Genomic DNA, 20523 nt, shown 5'->3' with positions numbered 1-20523 from the left:
AGTACGGTCTCGTGGGCTCGGAGATGTGTATAAGAGACAGAAGGTGGAATAAAAAGAGCCGTGACCGTTTTGTACGCCATCATTCATGCGTAAGTTTTTACTGCCAAATTTCTTATGGCCGCGGATCTTAGCGACGAACTCTTCGCCTTCCTCGTTGACGACTTCTACCTCGATGAACGAAGTACCGCTATTGCCGTTCCATACTGAGCGGGCTGGGGTCGAGGCATCAGCGCGAACAACTCCGTCTTGTGCTGGCACGTAAAAAAACACGCTTTTCTGGCTTGGTTGTGATTTCGCATAGTTCTCGGTGGTTTGGCCCAACGTATAGCGCTGGCCTTCATTCAGAACCCTGCATTCATCGGCGCTAACATTATCACCACAAGTTGTGTTCCATTCTGCGCGCTGTTCTTTGGAGGTGTATGTCTCTGATAGGGTGTTCCCCAACCCTTCATTCAGAGCATTAACGGTGTAACCGTTGTGGTCTTGCTCTACTGTCCAAGTGAAGACGCCAGCAAGATTGTTCTCCTCGGCATATCTAGCCTTTTGGTTAGCGGTACGTAGCGTGTCACCGCTGAAGTAAACACCAGTCTGGTCGTTGTAATAGTAGTCAGCATTTACCGTTTGGTCGGTATAAAGTGCAAAGCCGTTTTCCCCTTTCAGGTTTTCCCCCGCCATGTTGGCATACAGATCGTAGCTTTCGACTATCGCACTTTCGTGGGAACCAAATACCGTGGTGTCGCTCACACCGATAGCAGAGCTCGGAACACCTGGCTCTTGAATTATGCCTTGCTTACCACGGTGATAGTTGGCGATACCCAGCATGATACGTTCAGATTCAACGCCATAGCCTTTCAGGATTTTGATGGCCTTCTCTGCACTATTTCCACCATTCTCACCAATGTAGCTGTTGCCGTATAGGTTGGTTTGGTGTCCCAACTGGTTAGGCGTGAATGCTCCCCAGTAGTCATAGTTCATTAAGTAAATGTAATCGAGGATACCGCTAGCGCCGGCTAGGGTTTTATAGTTGTCGGCCCCGATCAGCGCCATGTATTCTTCAGTTGCTCCAACGGCACTTGAGATCTCGATATCCTGTAGCCCTTCACTGTCCAGCGCAGTACGCATAGCTTGGATCAGTTTGACGTAGTTATCGGCATCATTTGGTGTTTTGGCACCAGATTCACCACCGTGACCAGGGTACTCCCAGTCGATATCGACGCCGTCAAATCCCCATTTCTTAATGAATTCTACGATAGAGTCGACAAACACCTGACGGGTTTCAGGGGCTGCAGCCATACGGTGGAAAGGTTCAGATAGGGTCCAGCCGCCGATGCTCAGCGCAAGTTTCACTTCAGGGTTTTGTTTTTTCAGTTCTAGCATCTGACCAAGTAACCCACGTACGTTACTTGGGTTAAGGCCATCGTAGTTTGTTTTGTTGGTACCGTGGTAGAAGGGGATCCAGAGCATGTCATCTTGACGCTGGCTTATGGCACTTTGCAGCCCAGCATTTATATCTAGCATGGCTATTTCATGCTCATTGAGCTCTAGAGCTTCACACGCCTGAGCGACAGTTTCAGCCTTTGAGCCTTGATCGCCACAAATGCCGAGGAAAGAGTAAACGAGCTTGCCATATGCCGTTGGGTCGATGGCCTCTAGGCTAAATTGGCGGTCATACTGGGCCCATTCTGAAACATAGCCAGTGACCAATTTGTTTGAGTTACGTTCAAGCACGGCTTCGGTGCCCATAGTGCCTGTTTTGATATCACCCTCATCGTTGTAGATAACGGTTTTTTGGGTCATCCCTTCTAGGCTGTTTTCATAGTCAAAGGGTAATACGGCTTTACCGGTTAAGGTGATATTACGGTAGGCATTCGTTGTACCGAGTGTCGATGTGACAGCGACTCTGGCCATGACCTCTTGTTGTTCGGCAATCATTTGAACGGGGACTTCTATTTCGCCTTGAATTGTCGCATGATCATTCCAGTCATCGTGGTTATTGATGGTAAAATCATCTCGTTCTTGGCAGCCGACTTTTTCGTTGTCGACGTAGTAGCAGGCTTTGCTGGGTACTTTACCCCAGCTAATGTCAAACGCGATGATGGTTTCATTACGATCTTGGGTTTCCGGTGTTCGGTAGTTGAGCGTTACGAGAGTTGATCTCACCATGTTATTGGAAATTTCTGGCGGGTTGCTCTCTGCCTGGGCATTCATTGATAATGCAGCGGCAATTACCGTTAACGCGATTTTACTTTTGTTCATTTCATACCTTTTCTATTGTTTGGATAAATCACTTATTCTTATTGGTAACCAAATAAGGTGAGTGTTTAGTTTCCGGATGTATGGCATGGATATCACGTTAATTATTCTTAAGTTAGTTATACTTTTTGCACGGCGAGAGCGGCTTAATGTTGGTTAATGATATTTCATATAGGTTGGGTTAAGAGAGGTGTTATTAACTACATCGGTTTGTGGTCTTTTTGCTTTGACAAGAGCTTCGGAATCAGAACCCAATATCCCCACTGTTATTTAATACGCCTTATTCTGTCGAGTTTTTAGACGTTCTATAAATCTTTTAATAGCCTCTTTTACTTTAATTTACAGAAGCCTCTTTTTCTGCTTTATACGTAATTATGCGTGTATGTTTAGGAGGAGATATCACGCTTATGAGCATAAGCTTTGACGATGAAGCCCAAGAGCAATTTTACTTGCAGGGTATTTACTCATATCGGGCGGCATTTGTTATCAAAAGCGACGAATTAGTATTTGATAATATTAAATATTTGTTTTGTGAAATATTTAATGTGATCTGCGTCACACTTATTGCTCGTAGTGATTAGATTTGGATAAATGTATGTTTTATTCATTATATAGCAGGACATTATTCAGTCTTTGCTTGAAAGTAGAGGCGCATTGCCTATGAGTAATTTAGTGAAGGCCGACAGCCAGTGAAGCTAAATGAAAGGAGTCAGTGCCGAAGTAGTCGAGGTTGTCATCCTTGCTGCTGGGGTTGTTCTTAAGAGGAATAACACTGTCATCTCAGCCAGATCTGAGATGGGGAGCTACAACAAATTTGATATTAGAAACGAACGAACTATCGCTCCTATCTTGTAAAGCCTTTGTCTGTAAAACACTCCTGAACACCCTTCCTCTTTATCATTTTGATATCGTTTTACAGGAGAAATTTACGTATGGCTGATTACGGATTATTGTCCATCGTACCTGCCGTGTTAGCGCTTATACTCGCTTTTACCACTCGGCATGTTGTTTTAGCTTTAGGTGTTGCGGTAATAAGTGGCATGCTGATCCTTACCAAAGGTCACCCCGTTGATACCGCCCTGATGTTTTTGACGGACGGACCGTTTACCCAACTAGCCCAAACCAGTAATGCGCAAATTATTATTGTTATTACTATCATTTCAGGTTTTATTTATTTGGTTGAGCAAAGTGGTGGCATGTCTGCTTTTTCAACCATGGCGACCCGTTATGTTTCATCGCCGATAAAGGCGCAACTCGCGACGTGGGCGACGGGTATCGGTATATTTTTTACCGACTCAGGTAACTCGCTCATTTTAGGCCCGATGTTTGCGCCGATTTATCAAAAGCTGAAACTGAGTAAAGAGAAGCTGGCTTTTATTATTGACTCAACGTCATCTCCAATTTGTGTATTGATCCCGATTATTAGTTGGGGTGTATATTCACAAGGCTTAATTGAAAATGCTTTTGATAATATGGGGCAGCCCGTTGATGGCTTTTCTACCTTCCTGCAGGTTATTCCTTATCAGCTTTATGCCTTGCTTGCGCTGTTCAGTGTACCGGTTTACGCGGTTCTGAAAAAAGATTGGGGGCCAATGGCTGAAGCAGAGTTTAAGGCTCAACAAAGTACCGAGATTACCGCTGAGCCAGCAAACGCAAGCGCGGTTAAATCAGCTTCTATCTCGCTGATCCTGTTTCCACTATCAGTGCTGTTTGGTTCTCTAATCGTGCTGTTTACCTATAACTATCACTTACATGGTGGGATTAGCGGGCCAGTGATCCGTGCGACCTTAGGTACGAGTTACTTGATAGCATCCATTACAGCGATTGCTTATTACGCCTATACCAAAACCATGACCGCATCAGCAGCTTTTAATACTTTTGTCGCGGGTATGCAGCGTATCATGCTAATTTTGATCATCTTGCTACTTGCATGGACGCTAGGCGATATTTGTAAATCACTAGGGACCGGCGATTATATTAGCCAAGTAATGAATGACCGTTTACCGGTATTCTTGTTACCAGCTCTGATTTTTATTATCGGTAGTTTTATATCAGTGGCAACAGGCTCGTCATGGGGCACATTTGCCATTTTGATCCCGATTGCCGTGCCTGTCGCAAGTGCATTAGGTGCCGACCCTCTGATTTGTATCGGCGCAGCGCTGAGTGGCGGTATGCTAGGTGATCATTCTTCGCCGATTTCAGACACGACTATCTTGAGTTCAATGTCGACTGGTTGTGATCATGTATCGCATGTACGCACCCAGTTCCCCTATGCCATTTTGACAGGTGTAACAGCAAGCATTGGTTTCATGGTGGCAGAAATTACCCGTAGCCCGTACACCATTATCTTGGCTGGATTATTACAAGTTGCACTTATTATATTGATGGTGCGTCGTCAGGCTGCAAATAGCCCTGCAGTACCCGCTTAAAATTAAAAAGGAATTATCATGAAAACGCTATTTTGGCTCCGAGATGAAGTAAAAGTTGGAGAACACCGTACTGCGCTTACACCGAGTGGTGCACGAGATTTGATTGCTGCGGGTGCGAACGTAACCGTTGAACGGAGTACGACCCGTATCTTCTCTGATCAGGCTTATGTTGACGTAGGTTGTGAACTTGCAGATACCCATAGTTGGGTCGAAGCACCTGAGCACGCCTACATTCTTGGCCTTAAAGAGTTAGCGGAAGCCGATTTTGCACTTAAGCATCAGCATATTTACTTTGCCCATGCGTTTAAAGGCCAAGATGAAGCTCGCCAAATTTTATCTCGTTTCCAGGCTGGTGGCGGCCAGATCCTCGATCTGGAGTTTTTGCAAGATGAACTTGGCAAACGAGTGAGTGCTTTTGGTTACTGGGCAGGCTACGTGGGTGCCGCAATTGGCCTATCTGGTTTCATTCATCATTTACAGTGTAAAGATGACTACCCTGCGGTAAGCAGTTATCCAGACCGTTCTCAGTATCTTGCTGCCTTAAGTGAGCAAGTCGCAGGTTTATCAGAGCAGCCGCGCGTATTAGTTATTGGCCAGTTTGGTCGCTGTGGCCGAGGTGCTCTTGACCTATTTGCCGATCTTGGTGTTGAAGCTGATGGATGGGATATCGAAGAGACTAAAGCGGGCGGCCCATTTATAGCCATTAATGATTACGACATTTTGGTCAACTGTGCGTATCTTGCTGAAGGCACACCTCCGTTTATCACTAAAGCAAGTTTAGGTGCGTCACCACGCTTGAGCATGGTCAGTGATGTGAGTTGTGATCCGAATAATCAGGATAATCCAATTCGTATATACAGCCAATGTACCAAACTGACGAAGCCGATCATTGAGTCAGATGTTGCAGGTATCCGTGTACAGGCTGTTGACCATTTACCGACGGTATTACCAAAAGAAAGTAGTGAAGATTTTGCTGGGCAGCTATTGCCGCATTTATTGACCTTGTGTAAAGGTGAAGACCCGCAAGGCGTATGGGCTAGGGCTCGCGACTTTTACTCATCAGCATTGACCTTGGTTTCATAAAACGGGTTGATAAGAAACTGCAAAGCCGAGTGTATTGATGACACTCGGCTTTTTTGTTGATGTTAGATAAGTAATAGTTTGGCGGTACCAAGGAAAGCGAAAAAGCCCACCACATCGGTAACGGTTGTCAGAATAACCGAGCCCGCCAAAGCCGGGTCGAGTTTGAGTTTTTCCAGTGCAACTGGGATCAGAACGCCAAATAGGGCGGCGGTAATAATGTTCACTACAATCCCCACCGCGATGATGATGCCAATGGTGGGTGACTGAAACCATAAACCCGCCATCAGTCCTATTAATACCGCCCATAGCACGCCGTTGAGAAAGCCTATCCCAAATTCGTTTCGCAGTAATGACCAGCGGTTACCCGCAGTGACTTGATTTAGCGCCATACCACGGATCATCAAGGTTAAGGTTTGGCTACCCGCAATGCCACCCATCGAGGCGACAATCGGCATTAAGATCGCGAGAGCAACAACTTGAGCGATGACATCTTCAAACAAGCTGATGGTCATCGACGCAAGCACCGCAGTCATGAGGTTGATCCCCAGCCAGACCGCACGCCTTTTGGCACTTTTGGTTATAGGGGCGAATAAGTCATCCTCTTCACTCATACCAGCATTGGCCATTAAGGTGCTTTCATAATTCTCACGCATTAAGTCAAGAGCAAGATGGAGGTCAATTTCGCCGACTAAGGCTAGGTTCTCATCGACGATAGGTAAGCCAATGCGTTGGCTGTGCTCTATCGCTTCAACGGCTTCTGCTAATGAGGCGTCATCTTCTAAAACCAAGCATTCAGTATCGGCAATATTACTAAGTTTTTCGTGCGGCTCTGCTTCTATTAACTGCTGATAGTTGATTGCCCCCACGAATTTTTTACTGCGGGTAACAACATATATGGATGCAGGATAATGGTAGCCGTAACGTTCAAGTAATACTTTAGCTCGCTTAACCGAGATCCCCTGAGGCAATGAGATGACCTTCGGGTTGGCATAACGGCCGATTTGGTCTTCGCTGTATTGGTTTGCGCGGTCAAACAGTTCGAGATCTTCTTTACTCAGCAGTTCAATGGCGCGTTCAATGATTTCTTCTGGTAGCGAGTCTGCCCACTCGATCAATGACAAGTTATCGAGCTTGGCGAGGACTAAGTCGAGTTCAGCTTCACTGAGCGATTGGATCACCCACTCTCGCGTATCGGCACGCATTGCCGTTAACACGTCAACATGGTCGTTCAGTGGGAGTTGGCGCCAAAGCTCCATACGCTGATCGAGGGGAAGCGCTTCGAATAGGGTTGCGAATGCTCCAGCTTCCAACTGTTGAATTTCTGGCTCATTAAATATCTGACGCTGTAAATCGGTATCAGCGGCAGAAATTCGTTCTATTAGCAGGCTTAAGTCGATGGTGTTGCTCATGCAGTTTTCCTTGTTGCGAACGCAAGCAGCTAGCAATTCTTTAGGTTTATTGTTTTTAATTATTGAAATGCTAAGAGTATGGTTTTATGAGCAAAATAAAAAGCCAGAATAAGCATATTCTGGCTTTCATTTATACAAGGGGGAGGGGAGGTAGTCGATAACGACTTAAATGATTGCTGCGGAGCCTTGCTGATGGCGTTTTTGTAGTAACAAATTATCAAGCCCGAGCTTACCAGCACCTGATACCGCCAATGAAATCGACATCGCCAACAGCGCCAAGCCAAACTCATAGCCGCCGTTAGACATAAATAAACCGTTATCAAGGTGTACGGTAACAATAGCAACAACCATGGTTACAGCCAGTACCAATGCGGTTGGGCGAGTTAGCAAGCCAACTAGAATAAATAGACCACCAAAGAATTCGGCACCACCAGCCATCAGTGCCATCAGAAATCCTGGTTCAAGACCAATGGATGCCATCCACTTGCCTGTGCCTTCAAGACCATGCCCACCAAACCAGCCAAATAACTTTTGAGCGCCGTGTGCCATGAAGATGATACCTGCAGGGATGCGTAACATCAGTGGTGACCATGATGATGCGGATGAAAGTGTCTGTTTAACCAATGTATTGCTCATAACGTTTTCCTTTTGGGCCGAACTCGTCCATAAGTGCAGACGGCGATTAAAAGTAGTTTTTCTGTATTATTTAAAGCTAGTGTAAGAAGGTGGCGATAAAATGAACATCACCTATTGTTGAGTATGTTGTTCTAAATATTCGAATGAACCTTTACACTGATTTAAATTCATTGACTTATGAGCTTATGGAGTGGCGATGAATCGTAAAGATATGCACGGGATATTGGCGTTTTTACGTCACGCTGAACAATTAAAAAATACGCTGAGAAATGCTTATACCAGTGATGGCCGTCAGGAGAGTACAGCAGAGCATACGTGGCGATTGTGCTTGATGGTAATGGTGTTTGAAGATGCATTGCCAGACATTGATCACTCGCGGTTGATGAAGATGTGTGTGATCCATGATTTGGGTGAGGTGATTTCAGGTGATATTGCTGCGGTTGACCAAGACCCAAACATTGATAAGTCGGTGCAAGAGCGCGCGGACTTATTAACGCTGATGAAACCACTACCTGCCCATTTGCAAGTAGAGATGCTAGAGCTGTGGGATGAATATGAACAGGCTGAGAGCCCCGAAGCGAAAATAGCGAAGGGGTTAGATAAGCTGGAAACAATGATCCAGCATAATCAGGGGCTGAATGCAGTCGATCTCGATTATGATTTTAACTTGAGTTATGGCAAGCAATATACTGATCAATCACCACTGTTGGCTGCAATTCGGGATATCGTGGATGAAGACACCCAGCGGCATGCGACTCGCCAACGAGTTAACCGTTAATCTCTGCTGCTTCGACTGATGGGGGAAGAGTTTATAACATGTTGGGTAAAAGCTTTGATTACAGGGTTCGCGAGCCGATTTGCAGGGTAGACCAGCGAAACAGGTAAAGCTTCCAAGCAAAAGTCATTGAGAACAGTGACTAATTGGCCACTATCAAGGTAGGGCTGTACGATGAACCTTGGTAATTGGGCAAAGCCATGGCCGAGAGTCGCAAACTCGGCAACGAGATCCCCTTGGTTTACTTCAAGTACTGTGTTGATGCTAACTTGGTGCTCTTTACTATTATCCAGATATTTCCACTTACCAGGCTGACGATTTGAACTATCAGCAATACAAGGCAGGGTCATGAAATCCTTTGGGTCTGAAGGTAGGCCGTGTTGCTGGATCAGGGCTGGACTTGCAACAAACAGAATTTCCATTCGATCAATCTTTCTTGCTACCAATGATGAATCTGCTAGCTCTCCAACTCGCACAGCAATATCAACGCCTTCTTCGACTAAATTGACATAGCGGTTCACCAATAACCAAGACAGGGTGACATCTGGATGTTGATTTAAAAATTCACTGATCTGTTTTTGTACTCCGAGTCGGCCAGAATTAGCGGGTGCCGTAAGCCTTAGGTGTCCGGCAATGCGTTGTTGCCTTTCATAGGCACCGGCTTCAAGGGCATCGAGCTTGGCGATAACGGCTTTGAACTCATCAAGATAGTATTGACCTTCTGCGGTAAGGTTCATGGCGCGGGTGGTACGATAGAGTAACTGGCAGTTGAAGTGCTTTTCTAGATCACTCACCTGTCTGCTGACAGCGGAGGTGACGATATTCAGCTGCCTAGAAGCTTCGCTGAAACTATTACATTCAACGACCGTAAGAAAAGTGCGCATGGCTTTGATCAGATCTATTTTTCTTTCCATAAGAAAAGTGATTTCATTTTAAGGTTATTTTTCTATTTTAAGCACAAAGCTAAGCTAACTCCAACGTCACAAGATGACAAAACAGATGACTTAGGAGCTCAACATGAAAATTCTTCTTATTGGTGGAAATGGCACTATTGGTAAAGCGGTTGCACAGCATCTGTCGAACCAGCATGAGTTGGTGATAGCCGGATACTCTTCTGGCGATGTGACGGTAGATTTAGGCTCTGCCGAATCTATCCGCAATATGTTCGACCAAGTTGGTCAAATTGATGCGGTTATTTCGACGGCGGGCCAGGCCAGCTTTGCTCCATTGCATGCTTTATCCGACGCTGACTATCAGCTGGCACTGCAAAATAAACTAATGGGCCAAGTCAACTTGGTACGTATTGGTCGTGAATATGTGATGAAAGGTGGTTCCATCATACTCACTTCGGGTGTGCTATCTCGTCAGCCGATACCGGGTAGCGCAGCAATCAGTATGGTTAACGGAGCACTGGAAAGTTATGTAAAAGCAGCAGCTTTGGAGTTAGATGAACTAAAATTAAATGTAGTTGCGCCAGTGTTCGTTAAGGAAACAATGGCTATGATGGGTATGGATACAGAAAGTGGTGTTTCCGCTTCCGATACGGCGAAAGCTTATGTTGTTGCGGTTGAAGGCAATATGCATGGGCAGACGCTCGACATCACTGACTATATCTAATATCTATCTGTTTCAGTTACAGGTCATCTTCTTGTGTATTGATAGGAGTGACCGCCAACTTATATCGATAGGTATAAGTTTGACTCGCTAATTGTGTCTTTCTTTTAGACATACTTTTTCGCTCAGCGTTATGCTGGGCTTTTTTGTATCTATTGAAAATGGAATTCGGTACTAGAGCGCCTTATACCGTATATCAGCATAATAAATTTCGTTTTAACCTGTCGGCACACCTAGCCGAAGAAGAGCCTTTCAGGTATGGCAAACTAGAAATAATGCATATTATTTAAAACTGCCCGTTTAGAACGAGCGGCTTTCTAGAGGCGACTTGAGATAAAGTGTAATTATTTGCGCTCGATAGCTTGGCGGGTAACGCCATTATTTTGCTGTAGAAGGGCTCTTGCTTCTTCCGTCGTCGCATCTGTTAATAGCATAACAATGGCTGTTTTACAGTGGCCACCACATGCGTCAAGTGCTGCTTCGGCCTGCTCTCGGCTACAGTCGGTTGCGGTCATAACAATGTTTTTTTGACGTTCAACCAGTTTTGCGTTGGTTGCTTCAACATCGACCATGAGGTTGCCGAACACCTTACCAGTTCGGATCATCGCGCCCGTTGTCAGCATATTAAGCACCAGCTTTTGTGCGGTACCAGCTTTAAGTCGTGAAGAGCCTGTCACAACCTCTGGCCCAACTACAGGGGTAATGGCTATATCGGCCGCTTTCACCATCTCACTATTAGGATTACAACTGATGCAAGCGACAGTTGCACCAATGCTTCGAGCATAAGCCATGGCGCCGAGTACGTAGGGTGTACGGCCACTCGCAGCAATGCCTACGACCACATCGTTATTTGTTAAGGCCAGATCTTGCAGATCTTGAGCGCCCATTTCGTGGTTGTCTTCTGCATTTTCAACCGCGCGAAGAATGGCTCTATGTCCACCAGCGATTAATCCGACAACTTGCTCTGGCTTGCTACCGAAAGTCGGGGGGCACTCACTGGCATCAAGAATACCCAATCGACCAGAGGTACCTGCACCTGTATAAATGAGCCTGCCACCATTTAAGAAGGCTGCTGCAATTGCATCAACGGCAGTTGCGATAGCAGGAAGTGTTGCTTCAACAGCAAGTGCAACTTTTTTATCTTCGTTATTGATCACCTGCAACATTTCAAGGGTCGGCAAAGTATCAATATGTTCACTAGATGGGTTACGGCTTTCAGTAACCAATTTGTTCAGGTCGATGTTCATGGGGATACCTGTTTAAGCAGTCTATAAGCCAATCATATCATTGTTCTAATTGAGTATAAGTTGCATTTTGTCTCTATGTTTGTAAATGGTTTTAATATATGATGTATTTAGACGTAATTTTAATGACGATATTGATTWAAAAAAGGAAGACAAAATGAGCTTTAAAATGACATTTATTGTTATGTTGACCCTAGCACTCTCGCTTTCGATGCTAGCACCACTATTGATTTTGGCTTGATAAATTAGTCTTTATTGTTTGAGGAAGCAGGCAATTGCTTGCTCCTTCTTTGACTGATAAAACAGTGGCTTAATACCCAGGCGGCTTTTTATATTATTCGTCCTTGTGTTTATGACACGAGATTGACAAACCCCACTTTTCTCTTCGTCATGATCTGCGTTCATTAAAATAAATAATAAGTCGTAGAACGCATACCATGGCAACTCGAAACACACCGATACTTTTACTCAAGACTGGCATTATTGCTTCAAGCCTTTTTCTCATGGCTTGCGGTGGCTCAAGCAGTAGTGATGAGGGAGCATTACCTCCTGATGACTCGAATGGTAATCCCGTTACGCTTCCTGTGCCTGAACCTGAAGTCCCCGTCGACGATGGGTTGATTAATGTTGATGGTGAAGTGTTCTCGAACCTGACAGAGGCTCAAGCTGCGATCAAGGCTGGTAGCTTAGTGGTATTTGGTAAAGGGGTTTATTCTCAAGGTCTTTATATCGGCCATGATGATGTAACAGTACAGGGCAGTACCGGTACGCATTTTAAAGAGGCGACCATTCAAGGCAAAGCGACCTTCGTCGTCAGTGGAGATGATGTAAGTATTGAAGGTATTGAGTGTAGCGGTGTGTCAGTGCCTGACGAAAATGGTGCCTGTGTTCGCCAGCAAGGCCGAGATTTAACCCTAAGCCATGTTTATTTTCATGACAGTGAACAAGGGGTTTTATCTTCAACCGGTACGGGCAAGCTTACCATTGAGTACAGTACGTTTGATAAACTGGGTAAAGCTGGGCAGGCTCATGCCGTATATAGCCAAAATGACAGCCTAGAGATTCGCTACAGTAAGTTTTATAGCTCTAAAGATCAGGGGCACGAAATAAAAAGCCGTGCGGCTGAAACCTTGATTGAATATAGCGAGATCGCCTCATTATCGGGTGTGGATAGCCGTTTAGTCGATGTACCGAATGGCGGAAAGCTGACTATCCGTGACAGTGTGTTAGAGCAAGGTCCTAATACCTCAAACTATCAGCTGGTGGGATATGGACTTGAAGGCATGAAAGACAGTTATTCTCATACGATCGTGCTGGAAAATAATATTGTATTGATGGAAAGAGTAAACGGAAATGTGTTTTTAGGTTTACCGTCAGATGCATCCGGCATTGATATCTCAATCACAAGTAATGATTTTATTGGTCGCAAGTTCAATGACCAAGGCGAACATGATATTGAAGCTAAGAATGATTTATACCTAGACCGTCCGAGTTATGGCCTCGGTCCCTTTCCTGAATTACCGAGTATTGGCTTGTAATAACGCCGACGAATAGAAGCATGCCTTTTTATTGAAGGCATGCTTTGGTTTAGATGTTTATCAGTGACACCTTATAACTCACAAGTCTTTCATCAGTACTTCGAACTCTTCCGTGGCTTGGGTTATAAGGACATTTAATTCTTCAGCGTCTCGATTATCGAGAGAAAGATGCCATTGCTTATTCACTTTAGGATCAACCCCTACAAGGGTGGTCATCGCGCCCGAACACTTGAACGTTAGATCATCAAATTCCGCTGAATGGTGTTGTTCAGACTCAATGATATCAATGTCTAACTCCCCAATAGGGTTAATGTGGATATGCGCGTGGTAGTGGTTAGTTCCTTGCAGTAAAAAATTTCGATGTGTTTTGATCATGTCTCTCTCCTTAGCCATGTTAGGGAGCCTACCCATTAGTCTAGAAAAGAAATATCGCACCATTTATGAATCTGATTGCAATGTTGATTTTGGTCAAAAAACAATCAACTTTAATTGATTCTCGACATGTTTTATTAACCTTAGAACGAAGCAATTTTTATTTAGTGAAAGTAGGTTGAATGTAGATATCTAACATTAAGCGAGTTATTGTCTCTTGACCTGTCTAAAGCTTTATAGTTTAGGGTGTATACCTGAGGTGAAGATTGATGTATCGAATTTCTGAGTTAGCCAATAGGGTTGGTTTATCCCGCTCAACCCTGTTGTATTACGAGAAGTTGGGGCTAATTAAAGGGACTCGACTGGCAAATGGCTACCGTACGTACAGCGATAAAGATGTTCAACGGTTGAGGCTTTTACAACAGTTGCATGCTGGTGGACTGACTCTAAAAGAATGTCAGGCCAGTCTTGAGGCTAAGATAGATCGCAAGCTGTTGCTAAACCGTATGAGTCAGTTAGATGAAGAAATTGCCCAAAAGCAACAATCTCGAAACCTACTAGCAGCGATGTTGGGTGAGTCGGAAATGAAGACATGGCACCAATCTTTGGAGCAAACAGCCCCAGACGCTCACTTCGCTTGGTTATTAAAACAAGGCTTTAATGAAAAAGAAGCGTTGAGACTTAAATGGTTGTCTAAAGATATGAACGAACACGAACAATATATGGCTGACTTTAATATCATTTTTGATGGTTTAAAGCGTTGGGGCCCCGGCTCTGAAGCAGAGACAGTAAAAGCATTAGGTAAAATTCCATTTACTCCGAAAGCTATTTTAGAAATAGGCTGTGGTAAGGGGATCGCGACCACTGTTTTGGCGCATCACTCTTCTGCAAATATTATGGCAATCGACAATCATCAACCCGCATTGGATCACCTTGCTGAGGTTGCAGCTGATGCTGGTTTGGCTGCTCGAGTGGCAACCAAATGTGCCAGCATGACAGACTTACCTTTTGATGCCGCCAGTTTTGATGTCATTTGGGCTGAAGGTTGCGCTTATATCATGGGGGTGACAAATGCCCTCAAGCAGTGGAGTCCGTTGCTCAAGGATAACGGCGTGCTGGTGGTCAGTGATTTAGTTTGGCACACAGATGCCCCAAGTGCAGACAGACTTGCCTTTTGGCAGAAAGAATACCCAGACATGACGACGGTGGATGAGCGGATTGCTCAAGCCCAAGCAGCGGGCTATCAAGTGCTTGATAATTTTACCTTGAGCGATGATGCGTGGAAAGCGTACTTCGAACCACTGCAGCAGCGGGTCGATGGATTAAAAGAAACCATGACAGAATCGCAAGCCATAAAAGATATTCAAGTCGAACTCGATATCTATCATCAAGGTTTTGAGCAGTTTGGTTATCAAGTGTTTATATTGCAAAAAGTCAGTTAGACGCGATAGCCCAGTAAACACGATAAGCGAGCCGTTTGTTTAGGGCTTAATATTCACAAATGGATATTAAGCCCATTAAGCGAAGTGGCGGCCTTAATTAATGCGTTTCAATTCCTAATTTTATCCATTCCCACCGATGCTGAACTTCACGCACTTTTTGGTTGAGGATAATGTCCCGAATATCGTGAACAAATTGTTCAAGCAATTCGCCAGACTCCCCCTTACGGCAGATAACAGCCAGTTGACGGGTAATACTCGGTGCTGGCATTGGTATGCAGTCGAGTTGATCAAGCAGGGTAAGTTGGCGTGCTAAGAACGTCGGTGTCGTGATCGACCAGCCAAGACCTTGTGCGACCAAACCAAGTACGTTGTCGGCACGATCAAGCGAGAATTGTTTGTTAACGTTGATATTGCGCCACCTTAACCAGTTATTGGTTTGAGTGCCCGTTGGCGTCCAATTTTCATAACCTATATACGGCTTGTTACGAGCGAGCTCTGTAATCGTGCTTTGTTCCCAATCTTTAGGTGTCACTATTACGTACTGCTCACTGAGTAATGGCAGCATTGCCAATTCTTGGGGAATATCTTGGTTAGACATTGTGATAATGATATCGCTCTTTCCTGCCTGTAAAGACGCTAATAGCTCGGGGGCAGTCCCTGTGATTTGGTGAATGTGTGCGACTTTAGGCTGCATGTATTTGAGCAATTCGATACCCGCCAGTTGCGTGACAGAATCGACCATCCCTATGCGTAACCTTGGCAGTTTTCCTGTTTCGAGTGAATGCATCCAGTCTTGGAGCTTTTTGGATTCCACCAACAGTTTACTGCCTTGCTCATAAAGTTCTCGACCTGAGATAGTCAGCTGGATCGGACGCTTGCTTCGATCAAGGAGTTTGCTTTCAAGTGCTTGTTCTAAGCTTTGCACCAGCTGTGAGACCGCCGATTGGGTCTGATTAAGTTGCTTCGCTGCTTGGCTAAACGAGCCTGACTCAACCACGGTAATGAAAGCGCGTAGTTGGCGGAGATCGAAGGCAAGACTGTCCATATAAAACCAATACTATAAGTTAAACTAATAGTGTTAATTATAATATCCACTGCTTATAAAGTACCGATCTACCTCAACTTTTCCTTTTATATCCTGAAATACAATTGCTGCAATTGAATACAGTTGTGGAATAGAGCAATGAGAAAAGAATTTGATGTATTAGGTGAAATGATTTTATCGGACGATGCTTATTATGGCATCCAGACCCAAAGAGCATGTGAAAACTTTGCCGTGTCTGGTCGTACAGCAATCGATGTGCCCCATTACATTTGGTCGGTTGCCGCGATTAAGCAAGCAGCCGCGAAGGCGAACTGCAAAATCGGCGCGCTTGATAAGACTATTGCGGATGCGATTGTTCAGGCTTCCCAAGAAGTGATGGATCAGCGCTTTAACGACTATTTCCCAATCGATATTTTCCAAGGTGGTGGCGGTACGTCTACTAACATGAACGCGAATGAGGTTATTGCCAATCGCGCTAATGAAATTCTTACTGGCAATAAAGGCTACGATGTTGTCCACCCCAATACTCACGTCAATATGGGTCAATCAACAAATGATGTGATCCCAGCGGCAATGAAAATGACCTGCCGTTTGAATATGCATCATTTGATCGCAGAAGTCGCCGCACTAGAGGCAATGCTAGAGCAGAAAACCCAAGCCTTTGAACATGTAGTCAAATTGGCAAGAACTTGCCTACAAGATGCTGTGCCAATTACGCTTGGGCAACAGTTTAGTGGTTATTTGCATCAGGTTCGTCGTTTGAACCAATCGTTGAAAGCGGCTAACCAGCATACGTTGGATTTACCGCTGGGAGCGACGGCGGTTGGTACTGGTCTTTCAACCCACGAAGGGTACTTAGAGCAAGTTTACATTGAACTGCAAGCAATAACCGATGAAGTGTTTGTGGCTGAGGATAATTTCTTCGATGGCTTGCAAAATGGTGATGCTTATTTAGAAGTTGCCGCTCAAATTAAAAAATTAGCCACCTTTTTGTCGAAGATGGCGACTGACTTTAGAATTCAAGGCAGTGGCCCTCGTGCTGGGTTTAACGAATTATTTATCCCTGCGGTGCAGCCGGGTTCATCTATCATGCCCGGAAAAATTAACCCAGTAATGCCAGAGCTGATTAATCAAATCGCTTATCAGGTTATCGGTAATGATGTGGCAATCACCATGGCGGTTGAGGGCGGTGAGCTCGATTTGAATGTGTGGGAGCCTGTGATCATCAAGGCGCTGTTTGAATCATGCACGCTACTGACCAATGCTATTCCACTCTTTGTCGATAAGTGCTTAAAAGATTTACAGCCTAATGAAGCCGTTTGTCGCGAATATGCAGAAAGAAGTACGGCGCTTGCCACCGTTATCGCCACTTTGTTTGGCTATAAGGTAGGCAGCCACATTGCCGTCCGCGCATTTGAGGAAAACCGCACTGTGCGTGAAGTGGTGCTGGACGAGAAATTATTGACGCCAGAGCAAGCGGATTACTTGCTAGACCCAATGGTGATGACCGATCCGAAAAACAGTGCAGCGGCGGTCAAACGTTATCAACAAGAAACCAAAACGCTGCCAGCATCTGCAGAGGTAACGGCATGATGAGCAGTGAGCCACTACTACGCCAGATCGCCCGTTGGTGTGTCAATTTACAGTGGCAGGCGATCCCTGAACCCGTTGTCGATTTAACCCGAATCGCGTTGACCGACTATGTTGCTGTAACCATTGCTGGTAGTGAAATGCCTGTTGCTCGAAATATTCAAGCGTTTGCCGCCTCGAGGGCAGCTCAGGGTAAATGCAGTGTATTTGGCACGACACATACCAGTAATGCGGCTTATGCCAGTTATGCCAATGGTGCAGCTTCCCATGCATTGGACTTTGATGATGTGAGTTGGGCAACCATTGGTCACCCAACGGTTACGGTCGCCCCTGCAGCGTTTGCTGTTGCCGAGGAGCATGGATTAAGCGGCAAAGATATTATGCGAGCCTATATTGCTGGTGTCGAAGCTCAGCATCAAATTGCTCGCTGGTTGATGCCAACGCTATCCGAACAAGGCTGGCACACTACCCCGACAATTGGTGTTTTCGGGGCAACTGTTGCCGCAGGTCTGTTAATGGGGTTAGACGAAGAGGCTCTTACACATGCCTTAGCCATTGCAGCATCTTCTGCTTCCGGTGTTAGGGGGAATTTTGGTAGTCAAACTAAAGCAATGCATGCGGGGTTAGCCGCGTTCAATGGGGTTAATGCGGCTGAACTTGCGCAGATTGGTGTTACCGGGCAGCCAAATGTCATCGAAGCTGCTGATGGCTTTGGTCAATGCTTTGCTCAATGTACCGATTTAACCCATGTTGAGGTAACACTGGGTAAGCAGTGGGATTTGTTAGAGCAGGGTTTGGTGTTTAAACAATACCCATGCTGTAGCGGAAGCCATCCTGCGATTGATTGCTGGGATGAACTGTTAAATCAACGGCAACTTGGCCTTGATGATATCGAGTATATCCAAGTAGGTGTCAGTTTACTTGGACCGCGAGAGCTGGTGTGTAGCCAACCACAAAATGTGATTGAAGCGAAGTTCTCTATGCAATATGCATTGGCTGCACGTTTGATCTACGGCGAGGTCGGGCTGGGTGTTTTCTCCGATCTGAATGTGCAGGATGAGCGTGTTCAAACCCTCATGTCACAAATACACATGCGCGTAGATCCTGAGCTAGAAAAGCTTGGGTTTATCGGCACGGCACCCGTGAAAATTCATGTGTATTTAAAGTCGGGTGAAACATTGTTTATCGAAAATGATTTAGCGAAAGGTAATCCAGAGAAACCGCTATTACTTGCCGACATACAACAGAAATTCACCGCTTGTGTTTCCCCGAAAATGAGCCCTCAAAAATGCCGTCAATGGTTAACGGTGTTAGGGGATTTTGAAACGGCCAACAGTGCTGACATTTACGAACTCCTGAATCAATAACAGGAGCGGAGGTATTCAATGATTATTATCCATACGTGTTTACTCTTAGGCGCCATTATTCTTGCAGCTCGCCTTGGCGGGATTGGTGTCGGTCTTGCTGGTGGTTTGGGAATGGCGATTGCGGTCTTTGGCTTTGGCTTGCCGCCGGGTGATATTCCGGTCGCTGTTATTTTGATTATTATGTCGGTGATCTTGGCATTGTCGGTGATGCAGCAAGCGGGGGGGATGAGCTACATGGTCAGTGTCGCTGAGCGTATGCTGCGTAACCATCCTAGACATATCAATATTTTAGCGCCAGCAACCACGTTTGTATTAACGACCTTAGCGGGGACGGGCTATACAGCAATGTCGGTATTGAACGTTATTCAGCAGGTTGCTAAAGAAAACGGGGTACGCCCAAGCCAACCGCTAAGTTCTGCGGTCGTCGCTTCACAAATTGCGATTACGGCTTCCCCTATTTCAGCAGCGACTGCGGCGATGTATGTGGTCGTTGAACAAATGGGCGTTAGCTTTGGTACAGCGTTAAGTGTGATTATGCCTGCGGCTTTGTTTGGCACCATTGTGGCCTCGTTTGTTGCAAGCCGTCAGGGCTGTGAACTGAAAGATGATCCTATTTTCCAAGAGCGAGTTGAAAAAGGCTTGGTGAATTTCACCCCAGAACAGCAAAAACACCAAGAACCATCAAAAGAGGCAAAATATTCGGTATGGCTGTTTTTGAGCGGCGTTGTCTTCATCGTTACCTTGCTGCTGTTCAAACCTTTACTGGGGCACAATCTAGGCTCACAAGATATCATTGTGATCGTTATGCTGTTGGTTAGCTTTATTATGGCGATGGCCTGTAAAGTGCCATTAACGTCTATCAAGAAAGCGCCTATTTTTGCTGATGGTGCGGAAAGCTTGGTGGTGATCCTCGGTATTGTTTGGTTAAGCTCGACAATTATCGGTGTTTATATTCCTGATATTAAATTAATTGCGGGCGATGTCCTTGCCAATTACCCAGCACTGTTGGCTATTGTATTCTTTGGAACATCTGCATTGCTGTTTAGCCAAGGGGCCACCAGTGCGTTGTTGATCCCTATCGCGGCTTCTCTTAGCGTCGATCCTGCCACGATTCTGGCAAGCTTTGTGGCGGTGAGTGCCTTGTATATGACAAACATTTATCCAACCACGGCATTTGCGATTGCGACTGACGATACAGGGTCTTTCCTTAGTCGTCGTTGGAACGGATCTTACATTATCAATCACCCATTCTTCTTACCAGGAATGCTAGGTATCGTTGCTGCCGTACCGTTTGGTTTTGTGTTGGCGAGTATGTTGGTTTAGTGAAGTAGATTGAGCCGACTGGCTCAGCGAGGAAAGTCCCAGCAATATCATTGCTGGGCTTTTTTGTTCGTTGGACTGATGGATTCATTCCATCAGAGTGTTATCAGGGGTGAACGAGATCAGCTCTCGTTGCCGAAGTTGCAGTAGATGAAGCAAGCGGCTCCAGAGATCAGAGTTGTGAGTGAAAAAATAACAAATCCCATACGTTTCTCCCTTCAGGCTCAGAATACTAAATAACTTCAAAACACGTATTATCATTATCACGGTTGATAAGGTGGAAACATCAATTTTGATGGATTTTCATCAATGATTCGTTGTCGCTCACAGATCACGATATTTTACACTAATGTTAGTGGCGATATTTGCCCCCTAGAAGCATTTTACGTTGATTAGTGGCTGGATG

Annotated in this window: 16 protein-coding genes and 1 riboswitch; of the genes, 9 read left to right on the top strand and 7 right to left on the bottom strand. The window is 45.3% G+C overall.

All coding sequences use genetic code 11. The features are described from left to right. The coding region (locus L4D09_RS23465; RefSeq protein ID WP_428459963.1) for a glycoside hydrolase family 18 protein at positions 1–2256 on the bottom strand (2256 nt) is incomplete at its 3' end. A 633-nt stretch (positions 2257–2889) separates the two neighbouring features. After that, positions 2890–3067, top strand: a riboswitch (Lysine riboswitch). Between the two features lie 118 nt (positions 3068–3185). Between L4D09_RS23465 and L4D09_RS23460 the strand changes: the two genes are divergently transcribed. Further along, positions 3186–4682, top strand: a complete 1497-nt coding sequence (locus L4D09_RS23460; RefSeq protein WP_428459962.1) for a Na+/H+ antiporter NhaC family protein — start codon at positions 3186–3188, stop codon at positions 4680–4682. Between the two features lie 18 nt (positions 4683–4700). Next, on the top strand, positions 4701–5765 hold the full coding sequence (locus L4D09_RS23455) for a saccharopine dehydrogenase (RefSeq protein WP_428459961.1): 1065 nt from the start codon (positions 4701–4703) through the stop codon (positions 5763–5765). A gap of 62 nt (positions 5766–5827) precedes the next feature. Here the strand turns inward: L4D09_RS23455 and L4D09_RS23450 are convergent, their stop codons facing one another. Beyond that, positions 5828–7174, bottom strand: coding sequence for a magnesium transporter (locus tag L4D09_RS23450; RefSeq protein ID WP_428459960.1), 1347 nt, complete (start codon positions 7172–7174; stop codon positions 5828–5830). 165 nt (positions 7175–7339) lie between these two features. After that, the gene (locus tag L4D09_RS23445) at positions 7340–7810 is read right to left on the bottom strand and encodes a DoxX family protein (protein ID WP_428459959.1); all 471 of its coding nucleotides are present in this window, start codon (positions 7808–7810) and stop codon (positions 7340–7342) included. 196 nt (positions 7811–8006) lie between these two features. Here L4D09_RS23445 and L4D09_RS23440 point away from each other — a divergent pair, with 196 nt between their 5' ends. Beyond that, positions 8007–8588: an HD domain-containing protein gene (locus tag L4D09_RS23440; RefSeq protein ID WP_428459958.1), complete on the top strand. Its 582-nt coding sequence runs from the start codon at positions 8007–8009 to the stop codon at positions 8586–8588. Here L4D09_RS23440 and L4D09_RS23435 read toward each other — a convergent pair. Then, the gene (locus tag L4D09_RS23435; RefSeq protein WP_428459957.1) at positions 8585–9499 is read right to left on the bottom strand and encodes a LysR family transcriptional regulator; all 915 of its coding nucleotides are present in this window, start codon (positions 9497–9499) and stop codon (positions 8585–8587) included. The genes L4D09_RS23440 and L4D09_RS23435 overlap by 4 nt on opposite strands. 103 nt (positions 9500–9602) lie before the next feature. On the opposite strand from L4D09_RS23435, the gene L4D09_RS23430 reads away from it, so the two are divergent. After that, positions 9603–10202 carry a short chain dehydrogenase gene (locus L4D09_RS23430; protein WP_428459956.1) on the top strand — a complete coding sequence of 200 codons (600 nt, stop codon included), beginning with the start codon at positions 9603–9605 and terminating at the stop codon, positions 10200–10202. Between the two features lie 341 nt (positions 10203–10543). Here L4D09_RS23430 and murQ read toward each other — a convergent pair whose 3' ends face one another. Then, on the bottom strand, positions 10544–11446 hold the full coding sequence (gene murQ, locus L4D09_RS23425; RefSeq protein ID WP_428459955.1) for an N-acetylmuramic acid 6-phosphate etherase: 903 nt from the start codon (positions 11444–11446) through the stop codon (positions 10544–10546). A 434-nt stretch (positions 11447–11880) separates the two neighbouring features. Here murQ and L4D09_RS23420 point away from each other — a divergent pair, with 434 nt between their 5' ends. Beyond that, positions 11881–12981 (top strand): right-handed parallel beta-helix repeat-containing protein, encoded by a 1101-nt coding sequence (locus L4D09_RS23420; protein ID WP_428459954.1) that lies wholly within the window; start codon positions 11881–11883, stop codon positions 12979–12981. A 78-nt stretch (positions 12982–13059) separates the two neighbouring features. On the opposite strand, the gene L4D09_RS23415 is transcribed toward L4D09_RS23420, so the two are convergent. Beyond that, a complete protein-coding gene (locus tag L4D09_RS23415) occupies positions 13060–13356 on the bottom strand; it encodes a hypothetical protein (protein ID WP_428459953.1) in 297 nt (98 codons plus the stop codon). A gap of 266 nt (positions 13357–13622) precedes the next feature. Here L4D09_RS23415 and L4D09_RS23410 point away from each other — a divergent pair, with 266 nt between their 5' ends. After that, positions 13623–14795 (top strand): MerR family transcriptional regulator, encoded by a 1173-nt coding sequence (locus tag L4D09_RS23410; protein WP_428459952.1) that lies wholly within the window; start codon positions 13623–13625, stop codon positions 14793–14795. 97 nt (positions 14796–14892) lie between these two features. Here the strand turns inward: L4D09_RS23410 and L4D09_RS23405 are convergent, their stop codons facing one another. After that, entirely contained in the window at positions 14893–15840 is a 948-nt protein-coding gene (locus L4D09_RS23405; protein WP_428459951.1) for a LysR family transcriptional regulator, read from the bottom strand. A gap of 138 nt (positions 15841–15978) precedes the next feature. On the opposite strand from L4D09_RS23405, the gene L4D09_RS23400 reads away from it, so the two are divergent. The 3 genes from L4D09_RS23400 to L4D09_RS23390 are packed head-to-tail and all read left to right on the top strand — an operon-like array spanning position 15979 to position 20120. Next, a complete protein-coding gene (locus tag L4D09_RS23400; protein WP_428459950.1) occupies positions 15979–17433 on the top strand; it encodes an aspartate ammonia-lyase in 1455 nt (484 codons plus the stop codon). Continuing rightward, positions 17430–18797, top strand: a complete 1368-nt coding sequence (locus tag L4D09_RS23395) for an MmgE/PrpD family protein (RefSeq protein ID WP_428459949.1) — start codon at positions 17430–17432, stop codon at positions 18795–18797. Before L4D09_RS23400 ends, L4D09_RS23395 begins: the two co-directional genes overlap by 4 nt. 18 nt (positions 18798–18815) lie before the next feature. Further along, the gene (locus L4D09_RS23390; RefSeq protein ID WP_428459948.1) at positions 18816–20120 is read left to right on the top strand and encodes an anaerobic C4-dicarboxylate transporter; all 1305 of its coding nucleotides are present in this window, start codon (positions 18816–18818) and stop codon (positions 20118–20120) included. Positions 20121–20523 lie beyond the last annotated feature (403 nt).

It is taken from the genome of Photobacterium makurazakiensis (genome assembly GCF_050336715.1).
Lineage (GTDB): Bacteria > Pseudomonadota > Gammaproteobacteria > Enterobacterales > Vibrionaceae > Photobacterium > Photobacterium makurazakiensis.
The sequence above is the reverse complement of the archived record's forward strand: the minus strand, read 5'-3'. Positions and strand labels throughout refer to the sequence as shown.

What these genes read in the sequence shown, in the direction of transcription:
- L4D09_RS23460 (WP_428459962.1), top strand. Translation starts at nt 3,186, where the DNA reads ATGGCTGATTACGGATTATTGTCCATCGTACCTGCCGTGTTAGCGCTT.
- L4D09_RS23455 (WP_428459961.1), top strand. Translation starts at nt 4,701, where the DNA reads ATGAAAACGCTATTTTGGCTCCGAGATGAAGTAAAAGTTGGAGAACAC.
- L4D09_RS23450 (WP_428459960.1), bottom strand. Translation starts at nt 7,174, where the DNA reads ATGAGCAACACCATCGACTTAAGCCTGCTAATAGAACGAATTTCTGCC.
- L4D09_RS23445 (WP_428459959.1), bottom strand. Translation starts at nt 7,810, where the DNA reads ATGAGCAATACATTGGTTAAACAGACACTTTCATCCGCATCATCATGG.
- L4D09_RS23440 (WP_428459958.1), top strand. Translation starts at nt 8,007, where the DNA reads ATGAATCGTAAAGATATGCACGGGATATTGGCGTTTTTACGTCACGCT.
- L4D09_RS23435 (WP_428459957.1), bottom strand. Translation starts at nt 9,499, where the DNA reads ATGGAAAGAAAAATAGATCTGATCAAAGCCATGCGCACTTTTCTTACG.
- L4D09_RS23430 (WP_428459956.1), top strand. Translation starts at nt 9,603, where the DNA reads ATGAAAATTCTTCTTATTGGTGGAAATGGCACTATTGGTAAAGCGGTT.
- murQ (WP_428459955.1), bottom strand. Translation starts at nt 11,446, where the DNA reads ATGAACATCGACCTGAACAAATTGGTTACTGAAAGCCGTAACCCATCT.
- L4D09_RS23420 (WP_428459954.1), top strand. Translation starts at nt 11,881, where the DNA reads ATGGCAACTCGAAACACACCGATACTTTTACTCAAGACTGGCATTATT.
- L4D09_RS23415 (WP_428459953.1), bottom strand. Translation starts at nt 13,356, where the DNA reads ATGATCAAAACACATCGAAATTTTTTACTGCAAGGAACTAACCACTAC.
- L4D09_RS23410 (WP_428459952.1), top strand. Translation starts at nt 13,623, where the DNA reads ATGTATCGAATTTCTGAGTTAGCCAATAGGGTTGGTTTATCCCGCTCA.
- L4D09_RS23405 (WP_428459951.1), bottom strand. Translation starts at nt 15,840, where the DNA reads ATGGACAGTCTTGCCTTCGATCTCCGCCAACTACGCGCTTTCATTACC.
- L4D09_RS23400 (WP_428459950.1), top strand. Translation starts at nt 15,979, where the DNA reads ATGAGAAAAGAATTTGATGTATTAGGTGAAATGATTTTATCGGACGAT.
- L4D09_RS23395 (WP_428459949.1), top strand. Translation starts at nt 17,430, where the DNA reads ATGATGAGCAGTGAGCCACTACTACGCCAGATCGCCCGTTGGTGTGTC.
- L4D09_RS23390 (WP_428459948.1), top strand. Translation starts at nt 18,816, where the DNA reads ATGATTATTATCCATACGTGTTTACTCTTAGGCGCCATTATTCTTGCA.